Raw genomic sequence first — 15948 nt, 5'->3', positions numbered from 1 at the left:
CACTGCGCGTCCCATCCTCCAACTGAAAGGAGCCGCGCAATGTCCGGACCCTGGAACGACTTCAACTCCGCCCAATCCAACACCAACGTCATCCCGAAGGGCACGCTCGCCAAGGTGCGGGCCTCACTGCGCCCCGGCGGCTACGACGACCCCTCGCAAGGCTGGACCGGCGGCTGGGCGCGCCGCGCCGCCACCGGCGCCGTCTATCTCGACGTCGAATACACGGTGCTCGAAGGGCCCTATGCCCGGCGCAAAATCTGGTCGCTGATCGGCCTCTACAGCCCCAAGGGTCCAGACTGGGCCAACATGGGGCGCGGCCTGATCCGCGGCATCCTCAACTCGGCGCGCGGCGTGTCGGACAAGGACAACTCGCCGGAGGCGCAGGCCCGCCGCCGCATCAACGGGTTCGGCGATCTCGACGGCGTCGAATTCATCGCCCGCATCGACATCGGCACCGACACCAACGGCGAGGACAAGAACGAGATCCGCAATGCCGTCACGCCCGACCATCGCGACTACGCCGCGCTGATGGGCACGGTCGCGCCGCAGTCCTCTGCTGCCCCGGCGCAGGGCCACGCCCCGCAGCAGCCCACCACGTCCACCCAGCCCAGCCAGCCCGCGTCCGCCCCCGGCGCCGCCGGTCGGCCGAGCTGGGCGCAGTAAGGGGAGACCGGCCATGCGCCTGCGCCCCCGCCAGAAGACCTTCGTCGAGCGCAGCGTGGCTGCGCTCGCTTCCCGCGGCAACACGCTGGGCGTGGCGCCCACCGGCGCGGGCAAGACCATCATGCTCTCGGCGGTCACCGGCGAGATGATCGACGACGGGGCCAAGGCCTGCGTGCTGGCCCATCGCGACGAGCTGACGGCGCAGAACCGCGCCAAGTTTCAGCGCGTGGTGCCAGGCGTCGCTACCTCTGTCATCGACGCAACGGAGAAGTCCTGGGGCGGTCAGGTCGCCTTCGCCATGGTGCCGACGCTGGCGCGCGCCTCGAACCTCGCCGACATGCCGCGCCTCGACCTGCTGGTCGTCGACGAGGCGCACCATGCCGTCGCCGACAGCTACCGCCGCATCATTGACCGGGTGCGCGAGGCCAATCCCGACGCCCGGATCTTCGGGGTCACGGCGACGCCGAACCGGGGCGACAGGAAGGGCCTGCGCGAGGTTTTCGACAACGTCGCCGATCAGGTGCGGCTGGGCGAATTGATCGCCTCGGGCCACCTGGTGCCGCCGCGCACCTTCGTCATCGATGTCGGTGTCCAGGACGAATTGCGGTCCGTCCGCAAGACCATGTCGGATTTCGACATGGCGGAGGTGGCGGGCATCATGGACCGCGCGCCCGTCACCGACGAGGTGATCCGCCACTGGAAGGAAAAGGCGGGCGACCGGCAGACCGTGGTGTTCTGCTCCACCGTCGCGCATGCCGAACACGTCACCGACGCCTTCAGGGCGGCGGGCGTTTCCGCTGCGCTGATCCATGGCGATCTGGCGGCCGAAACGCGCAAGGCAATCCTCGCCGACTACGCCGCGGGCGACATCCGCGTCGTGGTCAACGTGGCGGTTCTGACCGAGGGCTGGGACCATCCGCCCACCTCCTGCGTCGTGCTGCTGCGGCCCAGCTCCTACAAGTCCACGATGATCCAGATGGTCGGGCGCGGGCTGCGCACCGTCGACCCCGAGGAACACCCAGGCATCGTGAAAACCGATTGCGTCGTGCTGGACTTCGGCACCTCCAGCCTGATCCACGGCACGCTGGAACAGGACGTCGATCTCGACGGCAAGACCGAGATCGGCGAGGCGCCGACGAAGACCTGTCCTGCCTGCGAGGCGGAGATCCCGCTGGCCGCCACCGAATGCCCGCTCTGCGGCGAGGCGTTCCCGCGCGAGGATCTGGATGCGGGCGAAGGCGGGGACGCCGCGCCGCTCTCGGGCTTCATGATGACCGAGATCGACCTGCTGAAGCGCTCCAGCTTCGCGTGGGTCGACCTCTACGGTACGGACGACGCGCTGATGGCCACGGGCTTCGCAGCCTGGGGCGGCATCTTCTGGCTGGACGGGGTCTGGTACGCCATCGGCGGCGCGAAGGGCGAACGCCCCCACCTGTTGGGCGTCGGCGAGCGCACCGTCTGCCTCGCGCAGGCCGACGACTGGCTGAACACGCACGAGACCGACGAGAGCGCCTTCAAGACCCGCTCCTGGCTGCGCCAGCCGCCGACCGAGAAGCAGCTGCAGTACCTGCCGCCCGAGTGCCGCCACGACTTCGGCCTGACGCGCTACCGCGCCTCCGCGCTGATGACCTTCGGCTTCAACAAGCGCGCCATCCGCCAGCTGATCGACACGGCGGCCTCTCCCGAACGGAGGGCGGCATGACCCATGGCACCCTCAACCCCCATCACGGCCGAGGACCGGCGGCGACTCTGGCATCCGCGTGGGACGCTTTGTGCTGTCTGCCGGCAACCCACCCGTGGTTTTGGCTGGTTCGATCCGCACCGGTCGAAGCGGCCCCGGCCATCGGTCTGGTTCTGCTCGATGCCCTGCCAGTCCTTCTGGACGCGCTTCGCGCGGGAGCGTTTCGCCATGGTTGACCTGACCGAGGAGGAGCGCGCCGCGATCACCGCCACCATGAAGCGCGTCGCACTGCTGATGGACGAGATCGGCTGGACTACACCGCTCGCCGATCTGACCGAGGCGCAGGTGCGCGCGCTGATCGAGGAGGCCGTCGAGGGCTTCCGCGAGGCCATGTCCGGCATCGCCCGGGCGCAGACGCCGGAGGTGCCGTTTTGACCCTCGATTACAATCACCGGCCGACTTTCGCAGAGCGGGTCAACGCCGCGGTCGATCGGGCGCTGACCGCCGATCAGGCCACGCGGCCGCCCCGCGACTACCTCGGCGGCTCGCGTCTCGGCCATGCCTGCGAGCGCGCCCTGCAGTTCGAGTTCACGGCTGCGCCGAAGGACGAGGGCCAGGACTTCAGCGGCCAGTCGCTGCGCATCTTCGCCATCGGCCATGCGCTCGAGGATCTGGCCGTCGCCTGGCTGCGCGGCGCGGGCTTCGACCTCTACACGCGCAAGGGCAACCGGCCAGATGGCGGCCAGTTCGGGTTCTCCGTTGCGGGCGGGCGCATCCGCGGTCATGTCGACGGCATCATCGCCGCAGGGCCCGAAGGCTTCGAGCTGGCCGTTCCCGCCCTCTGGGAATGCAAGACGATGAACGCGAAGAACTGGCGCGCCTGCGTCAAGGACGGCGTGACGAAGTCGAAGCCGGTCTACGCCGCCCAGATCGCGCTCTACCAGGCCTACATGGAAGGGACGGTTTCCGGCATCTCGGCCGCGCCCGCGCTCTTCACCGCGATCAACAAGGACACCGCTGAGCTTCACCATGAGCTGGTGCCCTTCGACGCCGATCTCGCGCAGCGCATGTCCGACCGGGGCGTGCGGATCCTGCAGGCGACCGATGCGGGCGAGCTTCTGCCGCGCGTCGCCACCACGTCCGATTTCTTCGAGTGCCGCTTCTGCCCGTGGGCCGAGCGCTGCTGGGGGCTGCCGGCATGAGCGACGACGGCATCCTGCATTTCAACCCGTGGATGGATTTCAACGACGGGCCGCCGTCCGAGAACCCGTTCGGCTGCGATCCCGACCCCGAGCAGATCGCCGTGTTCCTCGACACCGTGTTCAGCTGGTGCGAGGGGCTGATCCCGCTCCGGGGCTTCGTCGACAAGGGTCAGGGCCGGGACGGCAAGCCGCACAACATCTGGATCCCCGCCGACGAGACCGCGAACGAGAAGCTCGCGACCTTCGCCGCGTGGGCGAACCGGGAGGGCGCCGCCGTCTACGTCATCCCCGGCACGGTCGAGGAGCAGGGTCAGGCCCGCGCCGCCGATGTGCTGCAGATGCAGGCCATCGTGGTCGATCTCGATGCGGGCGATATCCCGGCCAAGCTCGACCATGTCACGCGCCATCTCGGCCCGCCCACGCTGATCATCGAAAGCGGCGGGCGGACGCCCGAAGGTGCGGCCAAGCTCCATGTCTGGTGGAAGCTGACCGAACCGGCCGAGGGCGAGGACCTGGTGACGCTCTGCCGCCTGCGGGGCGAGATCGCCGTGAAGGTCGGCGGCGACACGCATTTCCGCTCGGCGCATCAGCCGATCCGGGTGCCGGGCACCGTCTATCACAAGCACGGCCACCAGCGCCTCGTGCAGATCCGCGAGCATCGCGACGTCGAGGTCGACTTGGCGGATTTCGCGGAAAAGGTCGCCGAGATGCCGCCGCTGCCAGGCGTAGGCTTCGCCAGCGACGTTGCCGCGCCGACCGCGAAGCCCGGCATCGACGCAGTGCTCACCACGCCGGTGCGCGAAGGCGCGGTTGACGACTGGTCCCGCTTCCAGGGGGCCAGCGCCGCCATCGGCCATTACGTGCGCCTGGTGCACGAGGGCCGCCTCGACCCGTTCGCAGGCTGGGAGGCGATCTGCGGCTACAACGCCGCCATGCTGCGCCCATCCTGGCCGCTCGATCGGCTGATGGCCGAGTCCGAGCGCCTCTGGGCGCTGCATGTGAAGCGCAACGGTCCGCCGCTCCTGCGCGCGGACCACGCCGACGCCCCGGCCAGCCCGCTGCCGACCTTCAGCCTCGGCGCGCTGCTCGAAGACACGAGCCCGATGCCCGAGGACATCATCGGTCCCCGCGTGCTGACGCCGGGCGGGCTCCTGGTGCTTGGCGGCGCGCCCAAGGTCGGCAAGAGCGACTTCCTGATCTGCTGGCTCGTGCATATGGCCGCTGGCGTGCCGTTCCTCGGCTTCACGCCGCCCCGGCCGCTGCGCGTGTTCTACCTGCAGGCCGAGATCCAGTATCACTATCTGCGCGAGCGCATGCAGCAGATCGCGCTGCCCGCCGCCGTGATCGCCGCCGCGCGCGACACCTTCATCGCCACGCCGAAGCTGAAGCTGCTGCTCGACGCGGAAGGCGTCGCCCGCGTGGCCGAGGCGATCCGGGCCGCATTCCCCGACGCGCCGCCCGACATCATCGTCATCGACCCGATCCGCAACCTCTTCGATGGCGGCCCCGAAGGCGGGGGCGAGAACGACAACACAGCCATGATGTTCTTCCTGAAGGACCGGGTGGAGCTTCTCCGCGAGGCGGTCAATCCGGATGCGGGCGTCATCCTCGCCCACCACACCCGCAAGGCCACCAAGCATCAGGTCAAGGACGATCCCTTCCTCGCGCTCTCCGGCGCCAGCGCGCTGCGGGGTTTCTACACCTCCGGGCTGCTCATGCACCGACCCGACGAGGACAGCACCGTCCGCAGGCTGGAGATCGAGCTTCGAAACGGGCCCGCGCTGCCGGGGAAGCTGATCGACAAGGTGAAGGGGGAGTGGGTCGAGCTGAACCCGATGAACGAGCGCCTGGTGCGCAAGGAGGTCGGCGCCAGGCTCGATGCCGAACGGCTGCGCAAACACGATGTCATCCTCGGCATGCTGCTTGATGAGGCGGCGAGCGAGCGCCTCTACACCGCCATGCAGTTCGCCGAGACCTTCGAGAACCGGGGCGGTCTGGGCAGCAAGCACACGATCCGCGAGCGCCTCAGCGTGCTGGCGACCAAGGGCTTCGTGAAGTTCCTGCGCGACCCCTCGGGGTTCGGCTTCCCCGTCACCCGGTCGCGGTTCGGCTATCTCTGCGTCGAGGGCATGCAGTTCGGCGCGCACGTAGAGCATGTCGATCCAGACACCGGCGAGGTCACCACACCCGCCCGTCCGGTCCTGCCCAGCCACTTCAAATGCCCCCAATCCGGGCTCTGCCTGCAGGTCGAAAACCCCGCCGTCTGGGTCTACCCGGAGGGGCTGGAGGACGACCTAACTCATATGAGTGAGGCCTGACTCATATGACAGCGCCAACTGTGCACTCAACGAAATCAACGGGTTACGGGCAAATAAGAGTTAGGTCCCTAACTCATGCCCGAAGACTTCATGAAGTCTTATTCCGCAATGATTTCAGCCACTTGAACGCCTCGGAACAGTTAGGTGTCAAACCCCCATACTACGTATGGGAGGGCTACCCCACAGGGTTGGCCACTCCTCCCATACGTCCGGGTCAGCCGCGCGCGCCGCCGTGACGGTGTGTTGTGCTTTCCGATCCGACGACGCCGGCCCCGTACCGCCAAGCACCAGACCGCCGTCGTCTTCCACCACCACAGGCCACCGGCAAAGGAGACCCATCATGGCTCAGCCGACTCTGATCCCGAATTGCGACGGCGCAAGGTTTGAATCGCTGCCGCTCGACACACCCCGCAACCGCTGCATCCTCGCGCTCGACCTCGGCACCTCGACCGGCTGGGCGATCCGCGGCCATGACGGCCTGATTACCAGCGGGACCGTCTCGCTGCGCCCCGGCCGCTTCGATGGCGGCGGCATGCGCTACCTGCGCTTCACCAACTGGCTGACCGAGATCGACCGGCTGTCCGGGCCCGTCGCCGCCATCTGGTTCGAGGAAGTCCGCCGCCACGCAGGGACCGACGCGAGCCACATCTATGGCGGGCTGATGGCCACGCTGACTGCATGGGCCGAGCTGCGGGGCGTGCCCTATGAGGGCGTCCCGGTCGGTACGATCAAGCGCCACGCCTCGGGCAAGGGCAACGCCGACAAGGCCGCCATGGTCGCCGCCGTCCGCTCCCGCGGCTTCAGCCCCGCTGACGACAACGAGGCCGACGCCATCGCCATCCTGCTCTGGGCGATCGAGACGAAGGGAGGTGTCGCATGAGATGGCACCCCCATGGCTACGGCGGTCGGCGCCGCGATCCCGAGCAGGTCAAGCGTGAGGGCTGGCGGGAACAGGGCGTCCTCGCGGTCTCCGCCGATGACGACCGCCTCACCTGGCCCGAGCGTGAACTGGTCCGCCAGCTGGGCGAGAAGCTCTACGGCCCGCGCCCGTCCGACAGGGAGGCGCGTCATGGCTGATCGGGAATGGACCGCGGACTGCGTCGCCGATCATTTCGAGGAGGCGTTCCGCACCCTGCGCAAGCTGCCGCCGGTGAAGGCGCAGGGCTATTTCAACACCTGGCCCGACATCGTGCGGACCAGCCGCGAGATCGCGGCGATGGAACCCCAGCCGATGCGGGTCTGGCCCTCGGCCGCTGCGATCACCCGGCTCGAGGAGACCTTCGACTGGGTGCTCTGGATCGAGGAGGCGGAGCGCAAGCTGGTCTGGTCGCGTGCGGCCCGGGTGCCGTGGAAGCAGATCAGCGGCGAGCTGGGGTGCGACCGCACGACCGCCTGGCGTCGCTGGCAGCTGGCGCTGACCAAGATCGCTTCGCGCCTGAATGCGCAGTGACTCCAATATGTTGCAACACTTTTTCCTTCGACATCTGCAACATGATCATGCTATTCCGAAGGCAAGATGGGGAGAGTGCGCTGGAAAGCTCGCTCTCCCCTTTGCGTTGACGGGGCTCTTCTGGACCCCGGTATCCAGCGAGGGTCCGGCGGGGGTCCATCCCACGGCAGTTTCCGGTTCCTTCCTGGCGACATTCGTATGCTGGCGGGCGAAGCGCGGAACATCGCCAGCGACAGGGCCGGATTTTTGGGAAGCCACCCGGAAGCCGGAGCCACGCGCGCCCCGCGCAAACACCAATGAACGCTGGCCTTCCGACCGGACACCGCTGGTGGCCGCTGGACCCCGTGTGGAGTCCGGCCCGGCATCCGGAGTCCGGAAGCCACCGGCATCCACCCGACCGAGGAACCGTGCCCATCATGACGTTGAGCTTCGCCCCGGACGCGATCGAGACGTGGCCGCTGTCGCGCCTCCAGCCCTACGCGAAGAACGCGAAGGCGCATGGCGCGGATCAGGTCGCGAAGATCGCCGCCAGCATGGCCGAGTTCGGCTGGACCGTGCCCTGCCTCGTCGGCGAGGACGGCGAACTGATAGCAGGCCACGGGCGCGTGCTGGCCGCGACGCAGCTCGGGCTGACCGAGGCGCCGGTGATCGTGCTCGGGCACCTGACCGAAGCGCAGCGCCGGGCGTACCGGATTGCGGACAACAAGCTGACGGAACTCGGCACCTGGGACGAGGCGCTGCTGTCGGCGGAACTGAACGACCTGCTGGCCGAAGACTTCGACCTGTCGCTGGTCGGGTTTTCCGATGGCGAACTCGACAAGCTGCTGGCCTTCGATCTCGACGGTGGCGGCGAGGAAGAGGGCGCCGGGGGCTCCGTGCCGCCGGTGACCATCCCCGAACCCCCACGCAATCCGGCGTCGCGGACGGGCGATCTCTGGATCCTCGGCGATCACCGGCTGCTCTGCGGCGACAGCACCAGCGCGGCCGATGTGCGCCGCCTGATGAACGGTGAGCGCGCGATCCTTTTCGCGACCGATCCACCGTATCTCGTCGACTACGACGGCTCGAACCATCCGACCCGCAACAAGGACTGGTCGGCGTCCTACGGCACGACTTGGGACGACAGTTCGCAGGGCGCGGAACTCTATGACGGGTTCATCGCTGCAGCCGTGGCGGAAGCCATCGCCGAGGATGCTGCCTGGTACTGCTGGCACGCCTCGCGCCGCCAGGCGATGCTGGAAGCCTGCTGGGAGAAGGCAGGCGCCTTTGTGCATCAGCAAATCATCTGGGTGAAAGACCGGGGCGTCCTGACCCGGTCGCATTACCTCTGGAAGCACGAGCCCTGTTTCATGGGCTGGCGTCGCCCGAACCGCCCGCCGAAGGTGGCCGAGGAAACGCTGCCATCGACATGGGCGCTTCCCAGCTTCGCCAAGGACGACCGGCCTGACCATCCGACGCCGAAGCCGCTCGACGCCTTCGGGATCCCGATGCGCCAGCATGTGGCGCGGGGCGGCCTCTGCTATGAGCCGTTCTCCGGCTCCGGGTCGCAGATCATGGCGGGCGAGGCCAATGGCCGCCGCGTCTTCGCAATGGAGATCAGCGCGGCGTATGTCGATGTCGCCGTGGAGCGTTGGCAGGCCGAAACCGACAAGGACGCGATCCTCGACGGCGACGGCCGGACCTTCGCGCAGGTGAAGGCGGAGCGGCTGGGCGACGTCACCGATACGCCGGACACGGACGCCGAACCCGAACCCGCGCGAAAGCGCCAGACCGCCGCGTGACATGCATGACCTGGCTCTACCTTCCTCCGGAGACGCTTCCGGAGCCGGAGACGCATGTCTGTTCGGCCTCTCCCTCTGCTCCGGCGCGGGCGGTATCGACCTCGGGCTCACCATCGCCATCCCCGGATATCGTGCTGTGGGCCATGTCGAACGGGAAACCTTCGCCGCAGCCACTCTCGTGGCGCGGATGGAAGACGCGTCCCTGGATCAGGCTGTTGTCTGGGACGATGTTGCAACTTTCGACGGCCGCCCGTGGCGCGGCGCGGTGGACATCGTCACTGCGGGCTATCCGTGCCAGCCGTTCTCCGTCGCGGGCAAACGCCGGGGCGCCGACGACCCGCGCCACCTCTGGCCGCATGTCGCCCGCATCATCGGCGAGGTCGAACCGCCCTTCGTCTTCCTCGAGAATGTCGCCCATCATCTCCGCCTCGGCTTCCCCGAAGTCGCCGCAGGACTGGTCGGCATGGGCTACCGCCTTGCGGCAGGCCTCTTCACGGCGGCGGAAGTCGGCGCGCCCCACAAGCGCGAGCGGCTCTTCATCCTCGCCATCCGCGAAGGGGACGAGCTGGCCGACCCCGCGCGCCTGCTCTGGCACCCGGTCGAGTGGCGGGAACCGGACGGAACTGCTGCGGCTCTGGCCGACGCCAAGGGCCAGCGCCAACGAGAACAGGCAGACAATACCGACGCCGTCGCAGAAAGCGGGCCAGCACGGCATGAACCTGGCGACCACGGCTGCGATGTGGCCCACGCCGCAGACCGACAGTTTCCGCAGCCGGGGCGGCGAACGACGAGACGAGAAGGGTCTGGACCGCATGGCGCGGGACTGGCCGACGCCGATGGCGAACGACGGCTGCAAGCCGAGCGCGGGCAACCGCAAGACGGCCGATCTGACCCATGCGGTGGGATTGTGGATGACGCCGACGGCGCGGGATCACAAGGACGGGGCGACGACACTCGCGAACACGCCGGTGAACGGCCTGCTTGGCCGCAAGGTCCTGGTGACGCCGATGGCTGGGAGCGATACCTCCGAGCCGCGCCGGACCTTGAACCCGCTGTTCGTCGAGGCACTGATGGGTTGGCCCACCGGGTGGACCGGCTTCGCCTCTGTGGCAACGGCGTGGTCCCCTTGGTTGCGGCGCATGCGCTGCGAACTCTCGCGGCTGAACTGCTGGCCGATGGATGAGGCAGCGGCATGAAGCAGACCCGCCTCATGTCGCTGGTCGAGTCCGTCGCCAACGTGATCGTCGGCTACGGCGTCGCGGTCGTGACGCAGATCCTGATCTTCCCGATCTTCGGGCTGCACACGACGCTGGCGCAGAACCTGAAGATGGGCGCCATTTTCACCGTCGTCTCGATCGCCCGTTCCTTCGCCTTGCGGCGGGTGTTCGAGGCGATCCGGATGCGGAGCGCCAAATGATCGACCGCCGCCCCGTAGGGACGGCGGTCATCAGCTTGTCGGGGTCCGGCGCGTCAGGCGGCGGGGAGTTTGTACACGCGCCCCCGATCCTCGACCTTCTCCGAGGTCACCTCGAGCCCGAGCTTCTTCTTCAGCGCCCCCGCCATCGCGCCGCGCACCGTGTGCGACTGCCAGCCCGTCGCGGCCATGATCTCCTCGATGGTCGCGCCGTCCGGTGCGCGCAGCATGGCGATCAGCGTGGCCTGCTTGGTGCCCTCGCGCGGTGTGCGCGTCTTGGGCGCGGTTTCGGCTACGGTGGGGGTGTCCGGCGCGGCCTCCTCGGTAGGCGCGTCCGTCGCGCCCGCAGGCGCGGGGTTCGCGTCCTCGGTCTCGATCCCGATGGCGGCAAGGCCCGCGTCGGTGGCAACCAGCGTGACGCCGTGGCCGTCTCCGGTCTCGCGCCACATAAGCTCGCCCTTGCGCGTGTCGGCGTCGACCTCCTGCAGGAAGTTCTTCGCGAGCATCGCGCCGACCACCTTGGCAGCGGCGCCGCCGCGCAGGCTCTCGGGCAGCGGCAGTGCGATGCGGTCCTCGCGCTGTGCGGCGGCGCTGAGGATGATGGCTTGGGTGTCAGAAAGCTTGGTCATGGGATCGTCTCCGTATTCGGGCCCGCGTCATGCGGCGCCTCCTACGACCCCGAGCCGCGCAGGGCGCGCGGCGGGAGTTCCGGCAGTGCCGGAGATCAGCGGGCGTGCTCGCCCTCGCCGAAGGCGCTGTCGGTGATGCGCTTCAGGAGGCTGGCGTAGTGTTCGAGGGTGCCGACATGGCCCCAGTTGATCTCGTCGGGGTGGGCGTTGAAGTGGTCGTCGCTCAGCGTCTGCAGCCGGGCGAGCATCTCGTCGATCTCGGCCTTCTTGCCGATGAAGGCCGCGAGCGCGGCTTCCTTATTCCGGCGCGCCTTCTCGGCGCGGAGTTCGTGGCGCGGGGTGGTGATCGGGTTCAGGCGCGTGGTCATCGTGATGGCTCCTTGGTGAGTTGCATCGTCCTTCTGAACGGACGTTCGCTCCGGTCGCGCTGCTTATCAACTCGATAAGAACATGATTTCGATAGATAATCGGAGCCGTCGATGCAGGGCATGAGCGAGCGCCAGTACGCCGCGCATGTCGGGCTGTCGCGGGGCGCGATCCAGAAGGCCAAGGCCGCCGAGCGGCTGGTCCTCTATCCCGACGGCAGCATCAACGCGGCCGCCAGCGACGCCAGACGTGCCGAGACGACCGACCCGTCCAAGACCCGCAAGCCGCCCACGCCGAAGCTGAAGCCCGTCCCCGAGGCGGCCGTGGCCGCTGTTGGCGACACGCTGCGTGAACAGGGGCTGGCAGTCCCGGCCGTCGGCGGCGGCACGACCTTCCTGCAGGCGAAGACCGCGAACGAGGTGCTGAAAGCGCAGGAGCGGCGCATCCGGCTCCAGAAGCTGAAGGGGGAGTTGATCGAGCGGGCCCGCGCGCTGGCGCTGGTGTTCCGGCTGGCGCGGGAGGAACGGGACGCGTGGGTGAACTGGCCTGCACGCGCGGCGGCGCTGATGGCGGCCGAACTGTCAGCCTCGTGCGCCGACGTGACCGGCCAGCAGATCACCGTGGAGCCAGCCGCGATGCAGAAGGTCCTGGAGAAACATGTACGCGCCCACCTCGACGAACTCGCCGAGGTCCGGCCCGACTTCCGGTGACGATGATGGCCTGATCGACTTCGACGGCGCGGGCGAGATCCTCCGCGCCTGGGGCAACGGGTTGCGGCCCGACCCGGACCTGACCGTTTCGGAATGGGCGGACCGGCACCGGATGCTCTCGGGGCGGGCTTCAGCCGAACCGGGGCGGTATCGCACCGTGCGCACGCCCTACATGCGCGAGATCATGGACCGGCTGTCGCCGGGGGATCCCACGCAGCGGATCGTGTTCATGAAGGCGGCGCAGGTCGGCGCGACCGAGGCGGGCAACAACTGGATCGGGTTCGCGATCCACCAGGCGCCGGGTCCGATGCTGGCGGTCCAGCCGACCGTGGAACTGGCCAAGCGCAACTCGCGCCAGCGCATCGACCCGCTGATCGATGAAAGCCCAGAGCTGCGGGAGCGGGTGAAGCCCGCGCGATCCCGCGATGCGGGCAACACGATGCTCTCGAAGGAGTTCGCGGGCGGCATCCTGATCATGACGGGCGCGAACTCGGCGGTCGGGCTTCGGTCCACCCCGGCGCGCTACATCTTCCTCGACGAGGTCGACGCCTATCCCGCCTCGGCCGACGAGGAAGGCGATCCGGTCACGCTCGCCGAGGCGCGCTCCCTGACCTTCGCCCACCGGCGCAAGGTGCTGCTGGTCTCGACGCCCACGATCCGGGGGCTGTCGCGCATCGAGCGCGAGTACGAGGCCAGCGACCAGCGTCGGTTCTTCGTGCCGTGCCCACAATGCGGCCACGCACAATGGCTGAAGTTCGACCGGCTGCGCTGGCAAAAGGGCCGCCCGGAGACGGCCGAGTATCACTGCGAGGGCTGCGACGCGGCAATCGCGGAACACCACAAGACGGCGATGCTGGAGGGCGGCGAATGGCGGGCGACCGCCACGGCCGCCGATCCGACCACGGTCGGGTATCACCTTTCGGCGCTCTATTCGCCGATCGGCTGGCTGAGCTGGGAGCGGATCGTGCGGTCATGGGAAGCAGCCCAAGGGTCGGACGAGGCGATCAAGGCGTTCCGCAACACGATCCTCGGCGAGACATGGGTCGAGACCGGGGAAGCGCCCGACTGGCAGCGGCTCTACGACCGGCGCGAACGCTGGACATCCGGCACGGTGCCAGCAGGCGGGTTGTTCCTGACAGCCGGAGCCGACGTGCAGAAGGACCGGATCGAGGTCGATGTCTGGGCCTGGGGTCGCGGCTTGGAAAGCTGGCTCGTCGATCACGTCGTCATCGAGGGCGGGCCCGACCGGCACGACGCCTGGTCGGAGCTGACCGCGCTGCTCGACCGGTCCTGGCCGCATGAACGCCGCGCGCATCTCAGGATCGCGCGGCTCGCCATCGACACCGGCTACGAGGCCCCGGCGGTCTATTCCTGGTCGCGGGCGCAAGGCTTCGCGCAGGTGTCGCCGGTCAAGGGCGTCGAGGGGTTCAACCGCTCGAGCCCGGTGTCGGGGCCGACCTTTGTCGACGCGACCGAGGGTGGGAAACGCCTGCGGCGCGGGGCGCGGCTCTGGACCGTGGCAGTGTCGACCTTCAAGGCCGAAACCTACCGCTTCCTGCGGCTGGCACGCCCGACCGAGGAGGAGATGGCCGACGGGGCGGCGTTCCCGCCCGGCTCGGTGCATCTGCCGCACTGGGTCGAGAACGAATGGCTGAAGCAGTTCGTGGCCGAGCAGCTGGTGACGGTGCGCACCAAGCGCGGCTTCGCCCGGCTGGAATGGCAGAAGCTGCGCGAGCGCAACGAGGCGCTGGATTGCCGGGTCTACGCCCGCGCAGCCGCCTGGATCGCGGGCGCGGACCGCTGGCCCGACGAGAAATGGCGCGACCTCGAGGATCAGCTCGGGGCCGCCCCCACCGACACCGATCCCGCCGGGCAGATCAACCGGCCGGGACAGGCCCCGCAGGGCAAGCGCCGCTCCGACTGGCTCGGGCGGCGGGAGGGATGGTTCTGAACATGATCGACTGGACGGAAACCGAGCTTTCGGCGCTGCGCCGGGCCTATGCCAGCGGCACGACGCGCGTCAGCTATGACGGCAAGTCGGTGGATTACGGCTCGGCCGAGGATCTGCTGGCCCGCATCCGGACCATCGAGCGCGCCATCGCGGGCTTCAGCCGCCCGCTGCCCGTGGCGGGGCTCGCTGGCTTCTCGCGCGGGGATCGCTGATGTCGGCGACCTGGTTCGACCACGCCATCGCCACGGTGGCGCCGCGCATGGCGGCTCGGCGCGTGATGGCGCGTCAGGCATTCGAGACGCTGACGCGGGGCTATGACGGCGCCGCGCGCGGGCGACGGACGGACGGCTGGCGCGCGCCGGGATCCTCGGCCGACACCGAAATCGGCGTCGCCGGGGCGCTGCTGCGCGACCGCATGCGCGATCTGGTGCGCAACAACCCGCATGCGGCCAAGGCCGTGGCGGTGCTGGTCAACAACATCATCGGCGCGGGCATCATGCCCCGCGCCGCTAGCGGCGACGACAAGCTGGACCGGAAGGTCGATGCGCTCTTCGAACGCTGGACGGCGGACTGCGACGCCGATGGCCAGCTTGACTTCTATGGCCTGCAGACGCTGATCTGCCGGGAGATGGTCGAGGCGGGCGAGGTTCTGGTGCGCCGCCGCCTGCGGCGCGCGAGCGACGGCCTGCCGGTGCCGCTGCAATTGCAGGTGCTGGAAGCCGACTTCCTCGACGCCACCAAGTCCGGAGCCCTCGGCGCAGGGCGCCTCGTGCAGGGGATCGAGTTCGACCCGGTCGGGAAGCGCCGGGCTTACTGGCTGCATGCCGAGCATCCGGGCGACGCCTACGGGGCCTTGCAGAACGGGTTGCAGAGCCGCCCGGTCCCCGCGACCGAGATCGCCCATGTCTACGAGAAGCAGCGCACGCAAGCGCGCGGCGTCCCCTGGGGCGCGCCGGTGATCCGCAGCTTGCGCGATCTCGACGACTACGAGGTGGCGGAACTGGTCCGCAAGAAGACCGAGGCCTGCGTCACCGCCATCGTCTTCGGCGATGACGAGGCGCAGCAGGGCATCGCGCCCTCCGTGGTCGATGCCGACGGCAACCGGGTCGAGCAGTTCGAACCGGGGCTGATCGCCTATGCCCGCGGCGGCAAGGACATCCGCTTCAACCAGCCCTCGGCGACGGGCGGCTACGGCGAATACAAGCGCGCGAGCCTGCACACGATCTCGGCAGGCTTCCGCGTGCCCTACGAGCTGCTGACCGGCGATCTCAGCCAGGTGAACTATTCCTCGATCCGGGCGGGGCTCGTGGAGTTCCGCCGCCAGATCGACGCCGTGCAATGGCAGCTGTTCATCCCGATGGTCTGCGCGCCGGTCTGGCGCTGGTTTACGGAAGCGGCGTGGGCGGCGGGGCAGATCCCGTCGCCAGTCGTGCCGGTCGAATGGTCGCCGCCGAAGTTCGAGGCGGTCGATCCGCAGAAGGACGCGATGGCGAACCTGCTGTCCATCCGCTCGGGCACCATGACGCTGGCCGAGGTGATCGCCCGGCAGGGCCGCAACCCCGACGCCGTGCTGGCCGAGATCGCGGCGACCAACGCCAAGCTCGACGCGCTGGGGTTGGTCCTCGACAGCGACCCTCGCCGCGTCACCAAGACCGGCAGCGCACAATCCAAAGACGGGGCCAGCGATCCGGCGAACGATCCGGCCGCCGACGAGCCGGACGCCGACGACCCGACCGCCGACGCGGATACAGACCCGGCGCAGGCCGACCAACAGGACTGACCT

Annotated in this window: 17 protein-coding genes and 1 pseudogene; 16 read left to right on the top strand and 2 right to left on the bottom strand. The window is 68.9% G+C overall.

What is annotated here, in order from left to right:
* Positions 1 to 39 precede the first annotated feature (39 nt).
* The 12 genes and pseudogenes from PZ897_RS13285 to PZ897_RS13230 all read left to right on the top strand — a co-directional run bounded on the left by PZ897_RS13285 (position 40) and on the right by PZ897_RS13230 (position 10512).
* Complete coding sequence (locus tag PZ897_RS13285) at positions 40 to 663, top strand: hypothetical protein (RefSeq protein WP_123644165.1); 624 nt, start codon at positions 40 to 42, stop codon at positions 661 to 663.
* A 13-nt stretch (positions 664 to 676) separates the two neighbouring features.
* On the top strand, positions 677 to 2365 hold the full coding sequence (locus tag PZ897_RS13280) for a DEAD/DEAH box helicase (RefSeq protein ID WP_123644166.1): 1689 nt from the start codon (positions 677 to 679) through the stop codon (positions 2363 to 2365).
* A gap of 207 nt (positions 2366 to 2572) precedes the next feature.
* On the top strand, positions 2573 to 2779 hold the full coding sequence (locus PZ897_RS13275; RefSeq protein WP_275752826.1) for a DUF6511 domain-containing protein: 207 nt from the start codon (positions 2573 to 2575) through the stop codon (positions 2777 to 2779).
* Positions 2776 to 3546 (top strand): hypothetical protein, encoded by a 771-nt coding sequence (locus tag PZ897_RS13270; RefSeq protein ID WP_123644167.1) that lies wholly within the window; start codon positions 2776 to 2778, stop codon positions 3544 to 3546. The genes PZ897_RS13275 and PZ897_RS13270 overlap by 4 nt, the downstream gene beginning before the upstream one ends.
* Entirely contained in the window at positions 3543 to 5864 is a 2322-nt protein-coding gene (locus PZ897_RS13265) for an AAA family ATPase (protein ID WP_246003931.1), read from the top strand. Before PZ897_RS13270 ends, PZ897_RS13265 begins: the two co-directional genes overlap by 4 nt.
* Before the next feature lie 340 nt (positions 5865 to 6204).
* Entirely contained in the window at positions 6205 to 6744 is a 540-nt protein-coding gene (locus PZ897_RS13260) for a hypothetical protein (protein ID WP_228189155.1), read from the top strand.
* Positions 6741 to 6941 carry a hypothetical protein gene (locus PZ897_RS13255; protein ID WP_071796301.1) on the top strand — a complete coding sequence of 67 codons (201 nt, stop codon included), beginning with the start codon at positions 6741 to 6743 and terminating at the stop codon, positions 6939 to 6941. Before PZ897_RS13260 ends, PZ897_RS13255 begins: the two co-directional genes overlap by 4 nt.
* Positions 6934 to 7314 (top strand): DUF6362 family protein, encoded by a 381-nt coding sequence (locus tag PZ897_RS13250; RefSeq protein WP_275752818.1) that lies wholly within the window; start codon positions 6934 to 6936, stop codon positions 7312 to 7314. The genes PZ897_RS13255 and PZ897_RS13250 overlap by 8 nt, the downstream gene beginning before the upstream one ends.
* Positions 7315 to 7730: 416 nt before the next feature.
* Positions 7731 to 9095, top strand: coding sequence for a ParB N-terminal domain-containing protein (locus PZ897_RS13245; RefSeq protein ID WP_093359550.1), 1365 nt, complete (start codon positions 7731 to 7733; stop codon positions 9093 to 9095).
* Position 9096: 1 nt separating this feature from the next.
* A pseudogene (locus PZ897_RS13240) lies at positions 9097 to 9606 on the top strand (DNA cytosine methyltransferase); the annotation flags it as partial.
* 202 nt (positions 9607 to 9808) lie between these two features.
* Positions 9809 to 10291, top strand: a complete 483-nt coding sequence (locus PZ897_RS13235; protein ID WP_275752892.1) for a hypothetical protein — start codon at positions 9809 to 9811, stop codon at positions 10289 to 10291.
* Positions 10288 to 10512: a hypothetical protein gene (locus tag PZ897_RS13230; protein ID WP_028720220.1), complete on the top strand. Its 225-nt coding sequence runs from the start codon at positions 10288 to 10290 to the stop codon at positions 10510 to 10512. Before PZ897_RS13235 ends, PZ897_RS13230 begins: the two co-directional genes overlap by 4 nt.
* Before the next feature lie 53 nt (positions 10513 to 10565).
* Here PZ897_RS13230 and PZ897_RS13225 read toward each other — a convergent pair whose 3' ends face one another.
* Both PZ897_RS13225 and PZ897_RS13220 read right to left on the bottom strand, forming a co-directional pair.
* Positions 10566 to 11138 (bottom strand): DUF3489 domain-containing protein, encoded by a 573-nt coding sequence (locus PZ897_RS13225; protein WP_028720221.1) that lies wholly within the window; start codon positions 11136 to 11138, stop codon positions 10566 to 10568.
* A gap of 95 nt (positions 11139 to 11233) precedes the next feature.
* Positions 11234 to 11506, bottom strand: coding sequence for a hypothetical protein (locus PZ897_RS13220; protein WP_028720222.1), 273 nt, complete (start codon positions 11504 to 11506; stop codon positions 11234 to 11236).
* 111 nt (positions 11507 to 11617) lie between these two features.
* Between PZ897_RS13220 and PZ897_RS13215 the strand changes: the two genes are divergently transcribed.
* Genes PZ897_RS13215 through PZ897_RS13200 form a run of 4 tightly spaced genes read left to right on the top strand, consistent with a single transcriptional unit; the run spans position 11618 to position 15945 of the window.
* Complete coding sequence (locus tag PZ897_RS13215; RefSeq protein WP_028720223.1) at positions 11618 to 12214, top strand: hypothetical protein; 597 nt, start codon at positions 11618 to 11620, stop codon at positions 12212 to 12214.
* Positions 12162 to 14165 (top strand): phage terminase large subunit family protein, encoded by a 2004-nt coding sequence (locus tag PZ897_RS13210; protein ID WP_275752812.1) that lies wholly within the window; start codon positions 12162 to 12164, stop codon positions 14163 to 14165. Before PZ897_RS13215 ends, PZ897_RS13210 begins: the two co-directional genes overlap by 53 nt.
* Before the next feature lie 2 nt (positions 14166 to 14167).
* Complete coding sequence (locus PZ897_RS13205; RefSeq protein ID WP_177208251.1) at positions 14168 to 14377, top strand: hypothetical protein; 210 nt, start codon at positions 14168 to 14170, stop codon at positions 14375 to 14377.
* Positions 14377 to 15945: a phage portal protein gene (locus PZ897_RS13200; RefSeq protein WP_275752810.1), complete on the top strand. Its 1569-nt coding sequence runs from the start codon at positions 14377 to 14379 to the stop codon at positions 15943 to 15945. The genes PZ897_RS13205 and PZ897_RS13200 overlap by 1 nt, the downstream gene beginning before the upstream one ends.
* Positions 15946 to 15948: the final 3 nt, after the last annotated feature.

The sequence above is a fragment of the Hoeflea sp. YIM 152468 genome, assembly GCF_029210485.1.
Classification (GTDB): domain Bacteria; phylum Pseudomonadota; class Alphaproteobacteria; order Rhizobiales; family Rhizobiaceae; genus Hoeflea.
This window is presented reverse-complemented; position numbering and strand designations above follow the sequence as displayed.